The sequence below is a fragment of the Kitasatospora sp. NPDC059146 genome, assembly GCF_042786665.1.
Classification (GTDB): Bacteria; Actinomycetota; Actinomycetes; order Streptomycetales; family Streptomycetaceae; genus Kitasatospora.
The window spans coordinates 1-18,940 of the sequence record NZ_JBHZCY010000122.1 but is presented as its reverse complement, the minus strand read 5'-3'; the positions used below and the strand labels follow the sequence as shown (position 1 = coordinate 18,940).

The 18,940-nt window shown below is 74.5% G+C and carries 13 protein-coding genes; 3 read left to right on the top strand and 10 right to left on the bottom strand.

What is annotated here, in order from left to right; all coding sequences use genetic code 11:
* Positions 1-15: 15 nt before the first annotated feature.
* Positions 16-1,209 (top strand): MFS transporter, encoded by a 1,194-nt coding sequence (locus tag ACFXPX_RS35010; protein WP_380644488.1) that lies wholly within the window; start codon positions 16-18, stop codon positions 1,207-1,209.
* Between the two features lie 57 nt (positions 1,210-1,266).
* On the opposite strand, the gene ACFXPX_RS35005 is transcribed toward ACFXPX_RS35010, so the two are convergent.
* The 7 genes from ACFXPX_RS35005 to ACFXPX_RS34975 form a co-directional block, all read right to left on the bottom strand.
* Positions 1,267-1,986, bottom strand: a complete 720-nt coding sequence (locus ACFXPX_RS35005) for a G1 family glutamic endopeptidase (protein ID WP_380408583.1) — start codon at positions 1,984-1,986, stop codon at positions 1,267-1,269.
* 246 nt (positions 1,987-2,232) lie between these two features.
* Complete coding sequence (locus tag ACFXPX_RS35000; protein ID WP_375892839.1) at positions 2,233-2,595, bottom strand: YciI family protein; 363 nt, start codon at positions 2,593-2,595, stop codon at positions 2,233-2,235.
* Positions 2,596-2,619: 24 nt separating this feature from the next.
* Positions 2,620-5,532, bottom strand: a complete 2,913-nt coding sequence (locus ACFXPX_RS34995; RefSeq protein ID WP_380644487.1) for an NHLP bacteriocin export ABC transporter permease/ATPase subunit — start codon at positions 5,530-5,532, stop codon at positions 2,620-2,622.
* The gene (locus tag ACFXPX_RS34990; protein WP_375892842.1) at positions 5,529-7,811 is read right to left on the bottom strand and encodes an NHLP family bacteriocin export ABC transporter peptidase/permease/ATPase subunit; all 2,283 of its coding nucleotides are present in this window, start codon (positions 7,809-7,811) and stop codon (positions 5,529-5,531) included. The genes ACFXPX_RS34995 and ACFXPX_RS34990 overlap by 4 nt, the downstream gene beginning before the upstream one ends.
* A 12-nt stretch (positions 7,812-7,823) precedes the next feature.
* A complete protein-coding gene (locus ACFXPX_RS34985; RefSeq protein WP_375892844.1) occupies positions 7,824-8,636 on the bottom strand; it encodes an HlyD family efflux transporter periplasmic adaptor subunit in 813 nt (270 codons plus the stop codon).
* Entirely contained in the window at positions 8,633-10,159 is a 1,527-nt protein-coding gene (locus ACFXPX_RS34980; protein WP_380644486.1) for a SagB family peptide dehydrogenase, read from the bottom strand. Before ACFXPX_RS34980 ends, ACFXPX_RS34985 begins: the two co-directional genes overlap by 4 nt.
* A 21-nt stretch (positions 10,160-10,180) precedes the next feature.
* Positions 10,181-12,457: a TOMM precursor leader peptide-binding protein gene (locus tag ACFXPX_RS34975; protein ID WP_380644485.1), complete on the bottom strand. Its 2,277-nt coding sequence runs from the start codon at positions 12,455-12,457 to the stop codon at positions 10,181-10,183.
* On the opposite strand from ACFXPX_RS34975, the gene ACFXPX_RS34970 reads away from it, so the two are divergent.
* On the top strand, positions 12,431-15,241 hold the full coding sequence (locus ACFXPX_RS34970) for an AAA family ATPase (protein WP_380644484.1): 2,811 nt from the start codon (positions 12,431-12,433) through the stop codon (positions 15,239-15,241). The genes ACFXPX_RS34975 and ACFXPX_RS34970 overlap by 27 nt on opposite strands.
* A gap of 44 nt (positions 15,242-15,285) precedes the next feature.
* Here the strand turns inward: ACFXPX_RS34970 and ACFXPX_RS34965 are convergent, their stop codons facing one another.
* The 3 genes from ACFXPX_RS34965 to ACFXPX_RS34955 form a co-directional block, all read right to left on the bottom strand.
* Positions 15,286-15,996 (bottom strand): VOC family protein, encoded by a 711-nt coding sequence (locus tag ACFXPX_RS34965; protein ID WP_380644483.1) that lies wholly within the window; start codon positions 15,994-15,996, stop codon positions 15,286-15,288.
* Positions 15,930-16,820 (bottom strand): hypothetical protein, encoded by an 891-nt coding sequence (locus tag ACFXPX_RS34960; protein ID WP_380644482.1) that lies wholly within the window; start codon positions 16,818-16,820, stop codon positions 15,930-15,932. Before ACFXPX_RS34960 ends, ACFXPX_RS34965 begins: the two co-directional genes overlap by 67 nt.
* Positions 16,821-16,966: 146 nt before the next feature.
* Positions 16,967-17,203, bottom strand: a complete 237-nt coding sequence (locus tag ACFXPX_RS34955; protein ID WP_375892852.1) for a hypothetical protein — start codon at positions 17,201-17,203, stop codon at positions 16,967-16,969.
* A gap of 370 nt (positions 17,204-17,573) precedes the next feature.
* Here ACFXPX_RS34955 and ACFXPX_RS34950 point away from each other — a divergent pair, with 370 nt between their 5' ends.
* Entirely contained in the window at positions 17,574-18,560 is a 987-nt protein-coding gene (locus tag ACFXPX_RS34950; protein ID WP_375892854.1) for a LuxR C-terminal-related transcriptional regulator, read from the top strand.
* Positions 18,561-18,940: the final 380 nt, after the last annotated feature.

Here is an 18,940-nt window from a genome sequence, read left to right as displayed (position 1 = left end):
TGCTGGACTGGTCGCGTGTCCACCACCCTCCACCCCACCCCGCCCGCCACCGCCCCTGCGCCCGAACGGGGTTGGCCGGCCGTCGTCGCCGTCACGACGGGGATCTTCGCCATCGTCACCACCGAGATCCTGCCGGTCGGCCTGCTCACCCCGATCGGCGCCACCTTCCGGATCTCGGACGGCACCGCCGGGCTGATGATGACCCTGCCGGGCGCCGTCGCGGCCGTCGCCGCCCCGGCCGTCACGGTCGCCGTCCGGCGGGCCGACCGGCGCGCGGTGCTCTGCGGCCTCATGCTCGCCCTCGCCCTCGCCGGCCTCCTCACCGCGCTCGCCCCCGGCTACTGGGCGGTGCTCACCGCCCGGGTGGTGCTCGGGGTCGTCATCGGCGCGTTCTGGTCGCTCGGCGCCGGGCTCGCCCCGCGCCTGGTCGGCGTGCGGCGGCAGGGGCGGGCCAACTCCGTCATCTTCTCGGCGGTCCCGCTGGGGTCGGTCCTCGGCGTACCCGCCGGGGTCCTCCTCGGCCACCTGGCCGGGTGGCGGGCCGCGTTCGCGGCCATGGCGCTGCTGAGCCTCGCCGTGGCCGCCGCCCTCGCCGTGACCCTGCCCCCGCTGCCGCCGCAGACGCCCACCCGCCCCGCCGTGCTGTGCGGGCTGCTCCGCACCGGGCCCGTCCTCGCCGGCCTCGCCGTCACCCTCCTCCTGGTGACCGCCCACTTCGGCACGTACACCTATGTCACGCCGTTCCTGGAGGACGTGACGCACGCCGGGCCGGGGGCCGTCTCCGCGCTCCTGCTGGTCTACGGGGTCGCCGGTGTGGCGGGCAACTTCGCCGGCGGACTGCGGGCGGGCCGGAGCCGGGCCGCCCTCACCCTCGCGACCGGCCTGCTCGCGGCCGCCGTCCTGCTGCTCCCGGCCTTCGGGAGGTCCTTGACGGGGGCGGTGCCGCTGCTCGTCGTGTGGGGCCTCGCCTACGGCGCCGTCCCGGTCTGCGTCCAGAGCTGGTTCGTCCGCGCGGCCCCGCAGGCGCCGGAGGCGGCCACGGTGGTGTTCACGTCCTCCTTCCAGGCCACGATCTCGCTCGGCGCCCTGGCCGGCGGCGCGGTCGTCGACGCCTGGTCGCCGTCCGCGGTGATGGTGGTCGGCGGGTGCCTGGCGCTCGCCGCCGCGGTGGTGGCGCAGCTCGCCCCGCGGTCCGTCGCCACTGCCTGAAAGCCCGAGGAGCGGGAAGTCGGCCCCACCGACTTCCCGCTCCGGTACCGGGGGGCGCTACTCCTGGAGGAAGGTCTCGCTGAAGCTGGTGCCGCCGGAGCCGAGGCCGCCGGTGGTGGCCTCGTAGCCGGCGTTGGAGCTGGGGTCGAGGGCGACCGGGCCGGCGGAGCCGAGGGACTTGCCGTTGACGGTGGCCGAGGTGAAGTTCAGGGTCCCGAAGTCGGGGTAGGCGCCGGTCGGCGACTCGATGATGACCTCGGCGCTGGTCCGCTGGGCGCTGGTGGACTTGGTGGTGGTGTAGGTCCAGCCCTTGGAGGAGTCGGTCAGCTTGAGGGTGTACCGGCTGCTGCCGGCGTAGGTCACCGAGGCGCTGATGTGGTCGCCGGCCGACACCGGGTACGAGCTGAGGCTCAGGTAGACCGGGGCGGCCGGGTACATCTCGTACCAGGCCTGGTTGACCGGGCTGCCGCTGGAGCAGTCGGTCGCGACGCCGGTCTGCTCCACGCTGGAGGAGCCGTACCCGTCGATGCCGACCCACGGGGCGTAGAGGTCGTTGCTGGAGTTGCAGGTCGCGTCGGGCTCGGTCCAGGAGGCCGCGACCGAGCTGAAACCGCTGCCCTGGGCGGCGTAACCGCCCCAGTTGTAGCCGTTGGTGTTGTACGAGAGGGGGCGGAAGGCGAGCCCCTGGACGGCTGCCGCGGTGCTGGGGGCGGCGGGGGCGGCCAGCGAGGTGGCGGCGGCCGCGAGGGTGACGACGCGGACCAGGAATCTGCGCATGGTGGCTCCTTCGTGAGGGGACGAACAGGAGCGCACACGCCAACGAGGGCCGTGGGGGCGGCCGTTGGCGGGTGGCAGTACAGCTTGAGCTGACTGTCATGACCGGGGCAAGAGGATCAGGGGGAAGGTTGGCCAAGCCATTGCACTGTCGGGTGCACTTCTTGACGATCCGTCCACGGACCCAACGGGCCGCGCCCCGGCGGCAGTTGCTCGACGGGGCGCGGTACGGACCGGGGCGGAAGGGGATCAGGTCACCCGGACCGGGCGGACCTCGACCAGGTCGCCGGGGGCGGCCGGCATCCAGCGGGCCCAGGCGACCGCCTCGGCCTCGTCGGCCACGTCGATCACCCAGAGCCCGCCGAGGTGCTCGTGGCCCTCGCGGTAGGGGCCGTCCGAGACCGGGGTCTGCGGGCCGCCGGGGTTGCCGCCGGGCACGACGAGGCGGGCGCTGCAACTGCGGCGCAGGCCGCCGCCGTACCGCACCGTCACCCCCGCGTCGTGCAGGGCGCGGCCGAACCGCGCGTGGGCGGCGTCGAGTTCGGCCTGCTCGGCCTCGCTCAGTCCGTTCCAGACCCGCTCGTCGCCGTGAATGAGCAGGGTGTATTCCATCGTTCTCTCTTCTCCGTCCAACTGCTACATCTGTCGGCTCGCCAGCCGGGCGAACAGCCCGTCCCGGTCGGCCAACAACTCCTCGTACCGGCCCTGCTGCACCACCCGGCCCTGGTCCATCACGATGATCCGGTCGGCCTCGGCGACCGTGGACAGTCGGTGGGCGATCACCACCCGGGTGGCGTTGAGTCTTCGGGTGGACTCGGTGACGAGCCGCTGGGTCGGGTTGTCCAGGGCGCTGGTGGCCTCGTCGAAGAAGACGATGCGGGGCCGGGAGACGAGGGCCCGGGCGATCATCAGGCGCTGCCGCTGGCCGCCGCTGAGCGTGCTGGTGCCCTCGGACAGGACGGTGTTCATGCCCATCGGCATGGCGGCGATGTCCTTGTCGATGCCGGCCATCTCGGCGGCGGCCCAGGCGTCGTCCAGGGTGTGGTTGGTGGAGCCGACGATGTTGGCCTTGATGTCCCCGGCGAGCAGGGCGCCGTTCTGCAGGACCACCCCGCACTGGCGCCGGACCGCGGAGACCTCCAGCTCGCCGAGGTCCTGGCCGTCGTAGAGCACGGTGCCGCTCTCGGGGCGCTCGAAGCCGAGCAGCAGCCGCAGCACGGTGGACTTGCCGCTGCCGGACGGCCCGACCACGGCGACGAACTCGCCGGGCTCGATGGCGAGGGTGACGTCCTGGAGGGCGGCCGGGCCGTCCTCCCCGTAGCGGAAGGTCACGTGGCTGAGGCCGAGGCGCCCGGAGAGGTCGCCCGGGTCGGCCTTGCTGTCGTCGACCTCGGGCTTCTCCTCCAGGATCGGCCGCAGCCGTTCCAGCATCGGCACCACGCCCATGGCGGTGACGGCCGCGGAGGTGAACTGGAGGCTGGAGGCGATCAGCAGGTTGAAGGCGGTGAAGAAGGACAGGAAGACCGGCACCGGGACGTCGCCGTCCAGCGGCCCGGCGATCACGCCGAAGACCACCACCGAACAGACCAGCGGGAAGCCCGCGTTGAAGGTGGTGACGGCGTTCTGCACCCGGCGGGAGGAGGCGGCCAGGCCGCGGCCCTTGCCGAGTTCGGCGGCCCACACCCCGAACACCCGGTCCTCGGCGGCGGTGACCCGCAACTTGGGCACGGCGGTCAGGAGTTGGAAGACCCGGGCGGAGGTGGCCTGCTCGTGGGAGTACAGCCGGCGCTGCCAGCGGACCTCCAGCCGGCCGGCGGCCAGGCCGACGCCCACGCCGACCAGCACCAGCAGGGTGGCCAGGCCGGCCAGGCGCAGGTCGTAGAAGTAGACCAGGACGAGGTTGGCGAGGCCGGTCAGCAGCCCGAGGGTCGCCGTGGTCATCATCCCGGAGAGGGTCTCCTGGGCGGCGCTGACGCCGAGCACGGTGGTGCCGAGTTCGCCGGTGGAGTAGTTGGCGAAGAACGGCGCGGGCAGCGAGAGCAGCCTGGTCCAGACGCCGACCTGCATCGCGGCCGTGGAGCGGCTCTCGATCCGCAGCACGGCGATGTTCTGCACGATGGAGAGGGCGGCGACGGCCATCGCGGAGCCGATCACGACCAGCGCGCCCTCGGTGATCAGGTTGCGCTGGGCATGGGCGACGAAGGTGCCCAGCACCTCGCCGGTCATGATCGGGACGAGCAGCCCGATCAGCGCGACCAGGGCGGCCATCCCGGTGAACATCCACAGGTCCTGGCGGTTGTTGCGCAGGCCGAAGCGGAGCAGGGCGGAGACGGACCGGACGGCGGAGGGCAGCGGCCGGTACAGCACGGTGGCCTTGTTCTGCAGTTCGGCGGCGAGCTTCGGGGTCAGCGGGGTGACGGCGCCGCCCTCGGCGAGCACGTAGCCGGTGCCGAGCGGCAGCAGGGCGACGGGCGCTCCGGCCTTGCGGTAGCCGACCATCGCGCCGAGGTCGTCCCGCCACCAGGTGCCGTCCAGCCGGACGGAGCGGGTGCGCACGTGCGAGGCCAGGGCGATCGCCTGGAGCCGGTCCAGCCGGTGGTGGTGGCCGGTCCCGGCCACCGGGGCGGTGACGCCGAAGCCCTCGTGGGCGGCGACCAGCCGGGCCGCGGCCAGGGTGGGCTCGTCGCCGGTGGCGTCGCCGATCCGCAGCCGGGAGGAGGTGTCGCGCAGGATGGTCTCGAAGCCGCGCGCGGAGTCGGCGAGGGTGCCGGCGTCGCGCTCCTGGCGGGTGGCGATCTGTTCCGTCTCGGTGCCGCGGCGGCCCTCGATCCGGCGGTCGACGGTGTCCAGCAGTCGCCCGCAGTGGTCGGCCAGACGCTCCCAGAGGCCGCCCCGGTCGAGCAGTTCGCGCGGGGAGCGGGCCCGTACGGTGGCCGGGCCGGCGGCGACCAGCCAGTCCCGTTCGGTCAGCAGGACCTCGGCGCCCTCGGTGAGTTCGCCGCTCGCGCCCTCGGGCGCCTCGACGCCGCCCTGCTCGACCCGCACCCACTGGAGGCCGTCCACCGAGCGCAGGGCCTGGCCCTTCTTGAGGGCGGTCGGCCCGGCCGGGTCGAGCGGGGTGAACTCGCGCGGCGGCAGGGTGTCGCGCAGCGCGCCGGCCAGCGCGGTGAGGCCGCGGGCGAGGCCGGCCAGGAACTGGTCGGCGGCGAGCCGCGGTCCGTCCTGGTCCCGGCTCCGGTCGGCGGACAGCGCCTCGACCCGGGAGGCGGCGAGGAAGGCCGCGTCGGCGCCGAGCACCGGGCGGGCGACGATGCCCCGGCGGGCCCCGTCGGCGGCCGCGCCGGGCACCAGGGTGCCCGCCTCGATCCGGCAGAGGAAGTGCCAACGCCCCCGGGGCGCACCGGAGTCGAGGTGGACGGCGAACAGGTCGACGGCCCCGGAGCGGACCAGCAGCAGCTGCCCGGGGTCGTCCAGCACGAGGTAGCGGTCGGAGCGCGACTCGGCCGCCCCGGTGAGGACGGGCGAGAACGCCTCGGTGGACAGACTCACAGTTCGTCCTCCTCCTCGCGGCGCGCGGACTCGATCAGCGCCGTGTAGTGCCCGCCGAGCGCCAACAGCTCGTCGTGGGTGCCGCGTTCGACGATGGAGCCCTCGTGCAGCACGATGATCTCGTCGGCGTCGCGGACGGTGGAGAGCCGGTGGGCGATGATCAGGCAGGCGCAGCCGCGGCGGCGCAGGTTGTCCATGATCACCCGCTCGGTCTCCGGGTCGAGCGCGCTGGTCGCCTCGTCGAGCACCAGCAGGGTCGGCTCGCCGGCCAGCGCCCGGGCCAGTTCCAGCCGTTGGCGCTGGCCGCCGCTGAAGTTGCGGCCGCCCTCCAGGACCGGGCTGTGGATGCCGCCGGGGCGGGTCATCACGGTGTCGAAGACGGCGGCGTCGCGCAGCGCGGCGGTGACCGCCTCGTCGGGGACGTCCTCGTTCCAGAGCGTCAGGTTGTCCCGGACGGTGCCCTCGAACAGCGAGATGTCCTGGTCGACGTAGGCCAGCGAGGAGGCCAGCACGGTGCGGGAGATCTCCTCGCGCGGCCGCCCGTCCAGCAGGATCCGGCCGGACCACGGGGCGTACAGGCCGGTGAGCAGCCGGCCCAGGGTGGACTTGCCGCTGCCGGAGCCGCCGACCACGGCGACCCGGCGGCCGGGGACGACGGTCAGGCTGAGGTCCTTGATGATCGGCTCGGAGAGCGGGCTGTAGCCGAAGCGGACGTCCTCGAACTCCAGGGTGCCGTCGAGCTTGGGCCCGGCGGGCGGTTCGGGCCGGGCGAAGGCGGCGGCCACCGGGTAGCGCTCGACGTCGTACAGCCGCTTGATGTCGGCGGTGACGTCCTGGAGCCGGCCGCCCAGGTTGGTGAGCTGGGTGACGGGGCGGCTGAGCGCGGCCAGTAGGGTCTGGAAGGAGACCAGGATGCCGACGCTCATCGCGCCGTCCACCACCCGCTGGCCGCCGACCAGCAGGATCAGCCCGCTGTTGAGCGCGGCGAGCATCGGCGGCACCACGGTGAGCACGGCGCTGGGGATGCCGAGCTTCTGCTTGGCGGTGACGACCTTGGCGAGGAAGCCGGCCCAGCGGCCGAAGGCGTCCTGCTCGGCGCCGGTGGCCTTGACGGTCTCGATCAGCGAGAGGGTGGTGAAGGTGGTCGCGGTGAGGTTGCCGCGGTCGGTGCGCAGCGCGGCCACGGCGTCGGTGCGGGCCCGGGCGACGGCCTGCAGCACGACCACGTTGAGCAGCGCCATGCCGACGCCGACGAGGCCGAGCAGGATGTCGTAGCGGATCAGCACGGCCGCGTAGAACAGCACCAGGCCGAGGTTGATCACGGTGAGCGCGAGGTCGCGGGAGAGGATCTCGGCGACCACGTCGTTGCCGGACACCCGCTTGGCGACCTCGGCGGGGCGGCGCTGGAGGAAGAAGTCGACCGGCAGCCGCAGCAGGTGGCGGAAGAACCGGGCCGAGCTGACCAGCCCCATCCGGATCTCGATCCGCAGCAGGTAGTGCCGCTGGACGGAGGTCAGGACGAAGACGACGACGGCGGTGCCGGTCATGGCGGCCAGCAGCGGCAGGAGGTAGCCGCTCCCGCTGCCGGTCAGGACCCGGTCGATGAACACCCGGGTGTAGGCGGGGATCGCGATGCCGGGCAGCACCAGCAGCAGGCTGGCGAGCAGCACCAGCGGCATGGCGCGCCCGGTCGGGAGCCGGCGTTCGAGCAGGGCGGGGCCGATGCCGCCCTTGTCGCCGCCGGGCTCGAAGTCGGGGCCCTTCTCGAAGGAGAGCACGATGCCGGTGAAGCCGGAGTCGAACTCGTCCCACTCCATCAGCCGGGGGCCGCTGGCCGGGTCGTTGACGGCGACGACGGTGCGGCCGTACCGGGTGCGGATGCCCTCGACGACCATGAAGTGCTGGAAGGCCCAGAAGATGATGACCGGGCCGTCGAGGTCGCGGAGCTTCTCGGCCTCGGTCTGGTAGCCGCGGGCGGTGAGCCCGTAGGTGCGGGCGGCGTTCAGCAGGGTGGAGGCGCGGGCGCCGTCGCGGGAGACCCCGCAGACGCCGCGCAGGTCCTCCAGCGGGACCCAGCGGCCGTGGTAGCCGAGGATCATGGCGAGGCTGGCGGCGCCGCACTCCACCGACTCCATCTGCAGGACGGTGGGGACGGCGTGCCGCCAGCGCCGCGGCGCGGCCGCCCGGGTGGGGCGGCCGCGGCGGCGCTTCGGCTTCTCCGGGTCCGGTTCCGGCACGGGGGCGGAGGCCCGGGTGCTCTCCGGGACGGTGGCGGTCATCGGTGCCTCCTCTCAGCGGCCGAGGATCAGGTTGAACGGGGTCTGCTCGCCGACGTTGATGGTGGCGGTGACGGCGACCTGGGTGCCCAGCGGGTTCGGCGGGCCGCTCTGGGAGGTCCAGGCGAAGCCGCTGGGGGTGTTCGGGTCGGGCGTGAGGTCGACGACGACCAGCCGGGGCGCGTCCTTGCCGAGGTAGCGCTGGGCGGCGAGGTCGCCGCCGACCAGGCCGGAGACGGCCTCCCGGGTGAGCGCGTACGGGCTGACCGAGCTGACGGTGCCGCGCAGCAGGCCGAAGGCGCCGGCCGGGGTGGTGGACACGTTGAGGTCGACCTGGTCGCCGGGCTCCAGCCCGACGGTGCGGGTGGCCGGTACGAAGACCATCGCGACCATCCGCTCCTGCGGGTCGTCGACCCGCTCGACCGAGGCGACCGGCGAGCCGGGGGCGACGACCTGGCCGTCGGTGACCGACAGGCCGACCACCCGCCCGCCGAACGGGCTGGTGATCTCCCGGCTGTGGCCCTCGGTGTCCTCGACCCGCACCACGGACTGGCCCTGCCGGACCTGGTCGGAGGGCTTGGCGAGGACGGTGCGGACCATCCCGCCGAACGGGCTCTGGATCATCGCGGTGCCGTGCGGGTGGGTGAGCAGGCCGGGGGCGTCCACGGTGATCGGGATCGTCCCGGCGAAGGTCCACAGCAGCGCGGCGGCCATGGTGATCATCACGACGAACAGGGCGATCCAGCCCCGCGGCGCGGCGAGCAGCGTCGGCGAGTCGAGCTCGTCCGGCTCGCGCATCCGCTGCAGCGCCTTGAAACGGAACTTCATCTTCTGGCTTCTCTCCGTGGGACGCCCACGTCCTGGCGCAGCGTCGGCGGCCGGCTGCCGATCACCAGCTCACCGACGGTGCCCTCGGTGAAGTAGTCGAGGCCGCTGGCCGCGGCGAAGTCGGCCGCGTCGCCGCCGCCGAGGCCGCAGACCGCGAGGTCCATCGCGGTGCCGACCAGGTAGAGGGTCTGGTAGAGCGCGCCGACGTGCTTGAGGACCAGCGGGTAGGCGACCGTCTCGTACTTCCACATCACCCGGCCGAACCGCGCGGTGACCAGCAGCACCACCTGCGGGTCGGTCTGCATCAGGCAGGACTCGCGGGCGCTCTTGACCAGTTGGGCGGTGGCCGGGCTCGGCGCGCTGACCAGCTCCAGCTCGTGCCGGTCCGTCGCGTAGTGCCACAGCCCGGGCTCCAGGCCCGCGCAGGAGGTCACCAGCGGGTACAGCTCCAGCTCGTGCACCGCGCCGCCGCTCGGGTACGGCCGGTCGGCCAGCTCCTGGCCGTCCCCGCCGGTGAAGGTCTGGCGCCGGCGGGCGCTGCGGTAGAGCAGCCCGCCGAGCTGCTCCAGGGTGATCGGCGCCTGCTCGTCGTGGTCGCGCACCGAGCGGCGCTGCTCCAGCACCTCGGTGAACGGCCGGTCGGTGCGGGTGAGTTCGTCCAGGTCGGGGACGGGCAGGGCGACCTTCTCGCCCGCGAACGGCGCGGGCGAGGCGGGCTCGGGGGCGAAGCGGTCGCCGAAGCGGTAGGTGCCGCCGTAGCCGGCCACGCTGGTGGGCCGCCGGGTGCGGGAGTGGAAGGCCAGGTCGGCGGCGGTCCACTGGGCGAACCGCTGCTCCTCGGCCTCGGGCTCGGCGCCGGGGGCGCCGTAGGCCAGCAGCCCGGCGGCGGCGAACAGCCGCAGGGTCTGCCGGACGGCGTCCAGCGGCAGGGCGCCGGGGAGTTGGGCGAGCGCGGCGGGGCTGGTCCAGCCGGCCAGGGCGGCCAGCAGGCCGGCCGCCCGGGTGGTCAGCTGGACGGCCAGCGGGCTGCCCGGGGAGCGCACCAGCAGGGCGCCGTCCTCGACCGCGGCGGTGGCGAAGCGGGACAGCTTCACCTGCCCGGTCGGGTCCGGGGTGGGGCCGGGCTCGGCGGCGCCCCGGCCGACCGGGCGCAGCCGGGCCAGCGGCTCCTCGGTGCCGGCGGTGCCGTCCGGGCCGTCGACGGCCAGGTGCACGGAGTGCTCCAGCATCCCGGCCGTGCCGAGCCGGCGGCGGGCCAGCTGCCAGCGCAGCAGCCCGGTGTCGCCGTCCCGGGCCGCGACCAGGGCGGCCAGCTCCTCCTCGGTGTGCTCCCCGGCGGCCAGCGCGGCCACCGCCTCCCGGGCGCCGGGCGCCAGGTCGGGCAGGTCGAGCGCGCCGACCGGCGCGGTCAGCCGGACGGCCCTCGGGCCGAGCGGGGCGAACGCGCCGTCGGGGCGCAGCCGCAGCCGGCGCACCGTACGGGCGGCGGCGGGCAGGTGGATCCGGTCAAGGGCGGTGGTCATCGCGTCGGTACCCGGCCGTTCCTAGAAGAAGACGTTCTTCGGGTTGAGCTGCTCCTCGGTCTGCGGAGCGGCCAGTCGGCCCTGGCGGACCGGCACGTCGTAGAGCCGGCCGGGGGCGAGGCGGCGCCAGAAGTGGCGCATGCCGGGGGCGATCACCTTGACCACGGCGAGGTCGAGGTCGGGGCGGCTCTGGTCGAGCACGATCACCTCGACCCCGGCCCGGCGGGCGCGGTCGACGCAGTCCCGGACGTGTCCGGCGAGGTCGTCACCGTCGAGCGGGGCGAAGTCGGCCAGGGTGGTGGCGGCGAGGTCACGGCCCGGCAGCAGCCAGGGCTCGTCCGCGACGGTGGCCGTCCGGCACCACTCCAGGGTCTCCAGGTCGTCGGTGCGGTAGAGGGTGTCGCCGTTCTCGTCCCGCCGGTCGATGAACGGGAGGAACTGGTTGACCTCGGTGAGCGCGCGGATCGCGGCGATCCGCGGGTCCGGGTGGGCGCCGAAGCCGACCATGATGTCCTCGACCTCGTGCACGCGCCGGGAGATCGCGGCGAACACCGGCACGCCGAGGTCGGAGGTGAGGTCGAGCACCCACAGCTCGCGGTCCACCGAGGCGTAGAAGGCGCGCATGGTGTCCACGTACGGGTCGTTCAGCGAGTCGAGGTCGAACTCGGGCTGGGCGGTGCGGTTGTACCACCACAGGGCGACCGCGTCGCGCTCGACGACCTCGCAGAAGCCCTGGAGGATCGCCTCCTCCAGGGTGTTGCCGCTGGCGCAGCCGTTGGAGTCGCCGACGCAGTAGAAGTGCTGCTGGAGGTCGGGGTGGCCGTACCAGGCGTAGCCGGAGGGGACGAGCCGCTCCTCGTCGTGGGTGAGCGACCAGGCGCGGGTCCAGTCCAGTTCGGCGTCGACCGGGAACGGGTCGGGCACCAGGTGCAGCCGGTGCTTGGGGTCGGCGTTCCACTCGGCGCGGTTCGCGAACTGGGTGTCGGAGAACTGGAGCAGGGCGTCCATGTGGACGGCGACGGCCGGGTCGAGGTCGCGGTAGGCGGCGCGCACCACCGGCTCCTCGCCGCGCCAGACCGCCGAGTAGCGCTCGATCGCCTCGCAGATCGCGCTGACCTTGGCCTGGATCTCGGAGCGGCCCTTGCCGCCGCTCTGGCCGCGCATGTTGCGGCGCAGCAGGTCCATGTTGTCGTTCACCATGGCGAAGTTGTGGCCGGCGGTGAAGCTGTAGGTGATGCCGTTGCCGGTGTCGTCGTGCGCGCCGAGCCGGGTGATCGCGCCCAGGTGCGGGCTGATGTGGTGCTTGAGCCGGTCGTAGGTGAACTGCGGGGCCTGGACGCGGTAGCCGCCGTCGGTGGTGTGCCGGGCCGGGCTCGGCTGCAGGACGACCTTGGGGCTGCGCTCGGTGAGCAGCGCCGGGTCGCCGCAGTCGGGGCACTGGGGCTGGCGGACCAGGGTGTGCTCGGTGGTCTGCAGGGTGTTGAGGTCGAGGCTGACCATGGTGCCGGAGAGGGCGGAGCAGCACTCGTCGGCGAGGATGCGCGCGGTCTCGGTGGCGAGCAGCTGGGCGGTCATCGCCGGGCCGGCCGGGATGGCGGCGCGGGTGGGGTGCAGCGGCACGGTCTCGCCGCGCTTGCCGGCCAGGTAGCGCTCGACCTGGCGGTTGCCGCTGATCCGCTGGGCGAGGCAGCTCCAGCAGCCGGTCTCGTCGGGGCGCAGCAGCGGGCCGAGCCAGGGCGAGGTGCCGGTGGGCTTGGCGAGCAGCCAGGGGCGCCGGTCGGCCAGCCGGGCGGTGTTCAGCCGCTCCAGGGCGGGGGCGAGGTAGTCGTCGGTGAGGGCGACGACCATGGTGTCCGGGCCGCCCGTGACGGCCTGGTCCTCGGTGACGGCGCGGGCGCGCAGGCCGGTGGCGGTGAGCGCCTCGACCAGCGGGGCGGCCTCGGCGGCGCCGAGGGCGAGCACCAGCAGCTCGGTGGCCCGGGCGGCCTCCAGGGCGACGGCCGGGTCGACGCCCTGGGCGTCCCAGTAGGCGAGGACGTGGTCCGGCAGTTCGGGCCGGCCCTCGGCGAGGTGCCCGGCGGCCTCGTAGCGGCGCAGTGCGGTCAGCGCCTGGCCGAGCGGGACCTCGGTGCCCAGCGCCTGGAGGATCTCGGCGACGGTGCGCCGTCCGTCCAGGTAGGGCAGGAGGCGCACCGCGGCGGCCCCCGGGACGAGGTAGTCCTGCCCCTCTCCGAGCAGGAAGACCTTTTCTCCCACCGTCTCGGTGAGGAAATGGGCCTTGAGCCGCGGTCGCTCCATCAGTCATCCCCCTGTGTTCACAAGTTCGTCGTGAGTATTCGAGCACGGCGCCAATTGGGCTGTACATACTGCATATCCGTCGGCGCCGTCGAGTTACGCATCGCGTGGAATTGCGTATTCCGTTCGGCCGGTACGTATCCCGGTACGTATTCGCCCGGAACGTTGACAGGGGGGCGCGGCGGGCGATACTGGTGTGTCCGCACGCGGGTACGACGGGGGGTTGCGGTGCCGACTGGAGTTTTGCTGCACCGGGAAACGGAGCTGGCGGAGCTGGCGCGCGCGGTGGCCGGGGCGGCCGCCGGCCGGTCCGCGGTCGTGCTGGTCAGGGGCGCGCGCGGGGCCGGGAAGAGCGCGCTGCTGCGGGCCGCGCTGGCCCGGCTGCCGGAGGGCGCGGTGGTGCTGCGGGCCCGATGTCACGACAACGAGCGGGACTTTCCGTACGGCGTGGTGCGTCAGCTCTTCGATCCCTTCATGCGCATGACAACCAGTGGGGTGCCAAGTCCGCAGTTCCTGGGCGAATCACCCGGGGAATTCCCCGGGACGGCCCTCGTCGGAGATCTGCCGGGCGCCCTCGGAAGAGTCCTTCCGGCGGGTTCCGAAAACGCCGGCAACGGGCGCGAAAGGGTGCTGAACGACCTTTTCCACGCGGCCCGCTCGCTCACCGCCCGGACCCCCGTCGTGATGGCCGTGGACGACCTCCACCTGGCCGACGAGGAGTCCCGCCAGTGGTTCTCCTACCTCGCCCGCCGGCTCGACGGCCTGCCCGTCGCCCTGCTCGCCAGCACCGCCGACGAGGCCGCCGACCCGCTCGCCGCCGAACTCGCCGCCCTGCGCCACGCCCGCACCCTCACCCCCGGCCCGCTCTGCGACAGCTGCGTGGCCGAGCGGGTCGCCGAGGAGTTCGACGCCCCGGTCGACCCGGAACTCGCCGCCGTCTGCCACGACCTCTCCCGCGGCAACCCGCTGGTGGTCGAGGAGCTCACCGCCCGGCTGGCCGCCGCCCGGATCAACCCCGGCTCGCCCGACCTCGACAAGGTCCGCCGGATCGGCGCCGGCACCCTCGCCGACACCACCCTCAGCTGGCTGCGGCAGAGCCACCCCCGGGCCGCCGAACTGCTCACCGGCCTCGCCGTCCTGGGCACCGGGGCCGACCTCGCCACCGCCGCCCTGCTGACCGGCCAGGGCGAACTCCTCGCCGACGAGGCCCGGGAGGCGCTGCACCGCACCGACCTGATCGAACCCGGCCCGCCGGAGACCTTCCGGCACGAGCTGGTCCGCACCGCCGTGCTGGCCCGCACCGACCCGCGCGTCCTGGTCGCCCTGCACGAGCGGGCCGCCGCCCTGCTCGCCCGGCTCGGCGCCCCCGCCGCCCGCACCGCCGAACACCTGATGTCCTCCGGCACCACCGGGCTGGACTGGGCCGTCCCCGTCCTGCGCACCGCCGCCCGGGACGCCGCCGCCGACGGCCACTGGGACGACGCCGCCCGCTACCTCCAGCGCGCCCTCGCCGACGCCGCCGATCCGGAGCTGGTCCGCTCGCTCACCGGGCAGCTCGGCACCGTCGAACTCCACCGCGACGTGGCCGCCGCCGCCCGCTGCGCCGCCGGCCTCGCCGCCACCCCCGACCCGGCCGAACGGGCCGGGGTGCTCCGGCCGTGCGCCGGGCCGGTGCTCGCCCTCGGTTCGGCCGGCGCCGCCGCCGTCCCGTTCGCCGAGGCCGCCGCGGCGCTCGCCGCCACCCCCGGCCCCCCGGCCGAACTGCTGCTGCCGCTCGCCGCCCAGGCCGCCCTCACCGGCCGGCGCACCGCCCTGCGGCCCGCCCTGGCCGCGCTGCGCGCCGAGCCGGCCGAGCCCGCCGGCACCGCCCTGCTCGGGGCGCTGGCCGCGCTGGCCGCCGCCGGGGGCCAGCCCCGTACGGCGGTGCGGCTGGCCGGGCGCTGCGTGCGCCGGGTCTCGCCCGCCGAGGCCGGTACGGAGGTGCTGGGCGCGGCGATGGCCTACGCCTGGACGGGACGGCTGGACGAGGCGGCCGCCTGGGCCGGCCGGGCGGTCCGCTCCGCCCGGCGCTGGAACCACCGCGGCGAACTGGCCCTCGCCCTGCTGGCCCGCTCCGACATCGCCCACCGGCAGGGCCGGCCGGACGCCGCCCTCGCCGACGCCGAGCAGGCCGCCGACCTGGCCCGGCAGATCCGGGCCGAGGACCTCGCGGGCGCCGCGCTGGCGCTGGCCGTCCGGGCCCGGCTGCGCCGCGGCCTGCCGGTGGACGCCGCCGCGCTGGCCGGGGTCGACCTGCCCGCCGAGGCGCACCCGCTGCTGCGCGCGGTGCTGCTGGAGGCCCGCGGCCTGGTCGCCGCGCACCGCGGCGACCACCAGCAGGCGCTGCGGCTCTTCCTGGAGTGCGGCCACCAGCTGGCCGCCCGCGGCGTGGCCGATCCGGCCTGCGTGCCGTGGCGCGCCCACGCGGCCCAGGCCTACCAGGCGCTCGGCGAGCACGCCGCCGCCCGGACCATCGCGGCCGACCCGCTGCCCGGCGGCGACGCCCGGCCGCGCCCGGCCGAGGAGCGCGGCGGCCCGGCGATCGGCACCCGGGACGCCGGTCCGGTCCGGCTGACCCCGAGCGAACGCCGGGTCACCGAGCTGGTGCTGCAGGGCCTGAGCAACCTGGAGGTGGCCGAGCGGCTCTGCCTCAGCAAGCGCACGGTGGACACCCACCTGGGCCGGATCTACCGCAAGCTGGCGATCAAGGGCCGTCCCGAACTGGGCGCCGCGGTCAAGGCGTTGTGACCGTGGCCGCGGGCCGGGCGGGCCGTCCGACGCGCCCGGCCGGCTCAGCCCGCCGCCACCAGCCCGAACTCCGCGCCCCACGGGTCCCGCAGGACCGGCGGCTCGTCCGAGCCCGGCCGCACCAGCCGGGCGCCCAGCCGGACCGCCCGGTGGACGGCGTCCGCCGGGTCGGCCGCGCCGAAGTGCGGCAGCCAGCACGGACGGCCCTGGTCGCTCTCCACCACGCGGGCGTGGGCGGAGCCGTCCAGGGTGAACTCCCCCTCCGTGCCGAGCCGGTAGCCGAACAGCGGCCCGTAGAACGCCTCGGCCTGGACGGCGGACGGCACCCGCAGCTCGTGGCCGCAGATCGCGCCCGGCTCGTCGGCGAGCACCACGCCCTCGGCCCGGGCGCCCTCCCAGAAGCCGACCGTGACCCCGGAGGAGTCGACGGCGAGCAGCAGCCGGCCGTTCTCCCCGGCGGGCACCGGGGGCATCACCACGCGTCCGCCCAGCCGGCCGACCTGGACGCAGCAGTGCTCCGCGTCCTTGGTCGCCAGGTAGACGTTCCACGCGGCCTGCGGCGGCAGCCCGACCGGTGCGGCGCCGAACCCGCCGATGACCTCCCCGCCCAGCACGGCCAGTTGGTAGTCCGGCGACTCGGTGACGAACTCCCAGCCGAACAGCGCCGAGTAGAACTCCCGGCTGCCGCTCAGATCAGGAGTGATGCAGTCAGCCCAGCACGGTGCGCCGATGGCATAGCCGGTACGTCGAGGCACGAGTCGTCCTTCTCCTTGGTCATGGCGTGATCGATCAGTCCGGCGGCCTCCTCCGCCCCGCTCACGCCGGGCAGGTGCAGGCAGTGGGTCGGTGCGTCGGCGAGCAGTCCCGAGGACCCGGCCGGCCAGGTCCTGGTGGTGAACTCCCATGGTGCCAGCCGCACTTCCTCGTCGTCGCTGCGGCACAGCCGGACCAGCGCCGGCGGGGCCAGCCGGGCCCGGACCGGGACGACCGGCCCGAGGCTCTCCGGCCGCACCAGCAGGACCTCGCCGCCGACCGGCGAGGTGACGGTGCGCCAGGTGCCGTCCGGCAGTCCGGCGCCGCGCAGCCAGGCCGCGGCCGGCCCGCGCGCCTCCAGCGGCGCGAGGTAGGGCAGGACGTGCCCGGTGCGGCGGTCCAGCACCAGCAGCCGTCCGGAGACGAACTCCCAGGAGCGCTGCGCCAGCGCGGCGCCCACGTTGGCCTGCTCCGAGTACGGTCCGCCGAGCAGCGCCACGGTGGCGCCGCCCTTGGCCAGCACCACGGCGGGGGCCAGGCAGAACCGGTCCTGGAGGGCCGCGAACGGCGGCACCGCGCCCGGGACGTTGCCCCAGCCCCGGAAGGTGCGGCGCAGCAATGGCGTTCCGTCACTGCGGCGCACCAGGAAATCGCCGGGCGCGTCCTTCCCCGGTGAACGGGAGAATTCCACCCGCAGTTGGTCGGGGTCCCGGGAAATCCCGGTGAGGTGCGGCCCGAAATGGAACGAGATCTCGTCGCGGTCGGCCTGGACGAGGGCGATCTCCGAGCCGAAGAAGTCCAGCACGATCGGTTCGATAACCGGCACTGTCGCTCCTGGCGGATTGTTGCACGTTCAATTTATGCGGCGGTCCGGAGTTCCGCCGACGGGCCTTCCCCGCCGTCCGGCCGGACTGCTCGTCGGCCGGTGGTGGCGGGGACGGCGTCAGGTGCCGTGGCCTGCGGAAGCGGCCGTCAGTTCCAGTGCCAGTCGGCCGGGGTCGCGGCACCCTGGAGCATCTCCGACCGGGACGCGCGGAGGTGGGCGGTGAGGCCGTTCGTGAACTGCTGCACCGAGGCCGTGGCCGGGCCGACGGCCGGTGCGGAGCCCGGCGTGGCGTACGCGGCACCGGCCAGGACGCCACCGGCGAAGGCGGCGGCGACGGCGGAGACGGCGGCGGTACAGGCGAGCTTGCGGTAGGAAAGCAGCATGAGGGTCCCCCAGGACGAAGTGCGGTGCGGAAGCGGGTGCCGGCCAATTCACCGACCTGATCGGTCGGCCGTCGGTGATGACGGTCCGTAATCATCGGCGGGCCCGGTCGGGGAGCTCGCGGCTTCCCGACAACCGAAAGTCTGGAGGATGCCGAGGGCCGCCGGAAGGTGTTCGGGGCGGCAGGAAGATCGCGGTGGCACCTTGGTGCCATTGCCTTCTCATTACCCTTATCCCGGCCGGTCGATCCGGAGCCCCGAAAGAAACGCTTCCGCAGTTGTCCTGACCTGCCCGTCCTGGCATGATCGGGCAGCGGACTTGTCCGGCCGAGCGCCGGAAAACCGGTACCGGCTGCGGGGGAGTGGTGCGCCGATGACGCGGGGGATCGACGATGCCGCGCAGGCGGTCTATCGACTGATGCTGACGGATCCTCAGCTGGATGTCGAGGGGTTGGCCGACAGACTCGGCCTCGGCGGGGCGCAGGTCCGTGCCGCGCTCGACCAGCTCGCCGACCTGCGGCTGCTCCGCCCCTCCGAGGTCGAGGCCCCGGGCACGCCCTCCGGCGGCCTGCGGCCGGTCGACCCGCGGGTCGGACTGCCGGCCCTGCTGCGGTACTACGAATCCGTCCAGCAGCGCGCCCAGCTGGAGTTCGAGCGGCGCCAGGCCGAGATCTCCGGCATGCTCGCCCAGTTCCGCGACGAGTCGGCCGAGGACAGCCAGCTGGAGCGACTGCTCGGCATGGCCACCGTGGCGGCGCGGATGGAGGAGCTGGTCAGCTCGGTCCAGGACGAACTGCTCACCTTCGCGCCCGGCCGCGCCCGGCCCGCCGCCTCCCTCCAGGCCAGCCGCCCCGACAACGAGGAGCTGCTGGCCCGCGGGGTGTCGATGCGCACCGTCTACCTGGACGCGGTGCGCAAGGACCGGGCCACCGTCCTGCACGCCGAGTGGCTCACCGGCCTCGGCTGCGAGGTGCGCACCGTGCCCGCGCTGCCGCTGCGGATGCTGGTCATCGACCGGCGGGTCGCCCTGGTCCCGATCGACCCCGCCAACACCCTCAAGGGTGCCGTCCAGATCTCGTCACCGGGCGTGCTCACCGCCCTGGTCTCGCTCTTCGACCAGACCTGGTCCGACGCCACCCCCTTCGGCGCCCCGCGCGAGCGCGACGAGGAGGGCCTCACCCGCCAGGAGCAGGAGCTGCTGCGCCTGCTCGGCCAGGGCTACACCGACGAGGCGGCCGGCAAGCACCTCGGCATCTCGCTGCGCACCACCCGCCGGATGATGGCCGACCTGATGGACCGGCTCGGCGCCCGCAGCCGCTTCGAGGCCGGTCTGCTCGCCGGCCGGCGCGGCTGGCTCTGAGCCCGTCGCGCCCCGCCCCGACCGACCTCCGCACCGGCCCGCCCGGGCCGGCGCCGGAGCCCGCCGGAATCAGCCCTTTTCGGATGTTCTGTGACGGGATCGTCCCGTGACCGCCGGGGTGGTTGGTGCACCGGGGGTCGGTGATCACCTTCGATCTCCATATGATCGGAAGCCACGATGGTCGGTCTGTACCGACCTTCGTACGTACAACCAGGGAGCGGTTCGGGTCGTCTCCCTGAGTGCGGTGCGCCAGATCGTCCGGGGCGTCGCTTCCGTCGGTGAAAGGTACGCGCATGGCAGGTCGCAGGGGCGAGAGCCCGGCTCAGGGCGAGGACGCGCCCGGGGCACTCCCCGAGGACGGTGCGGCGGGCGGCGTGCCG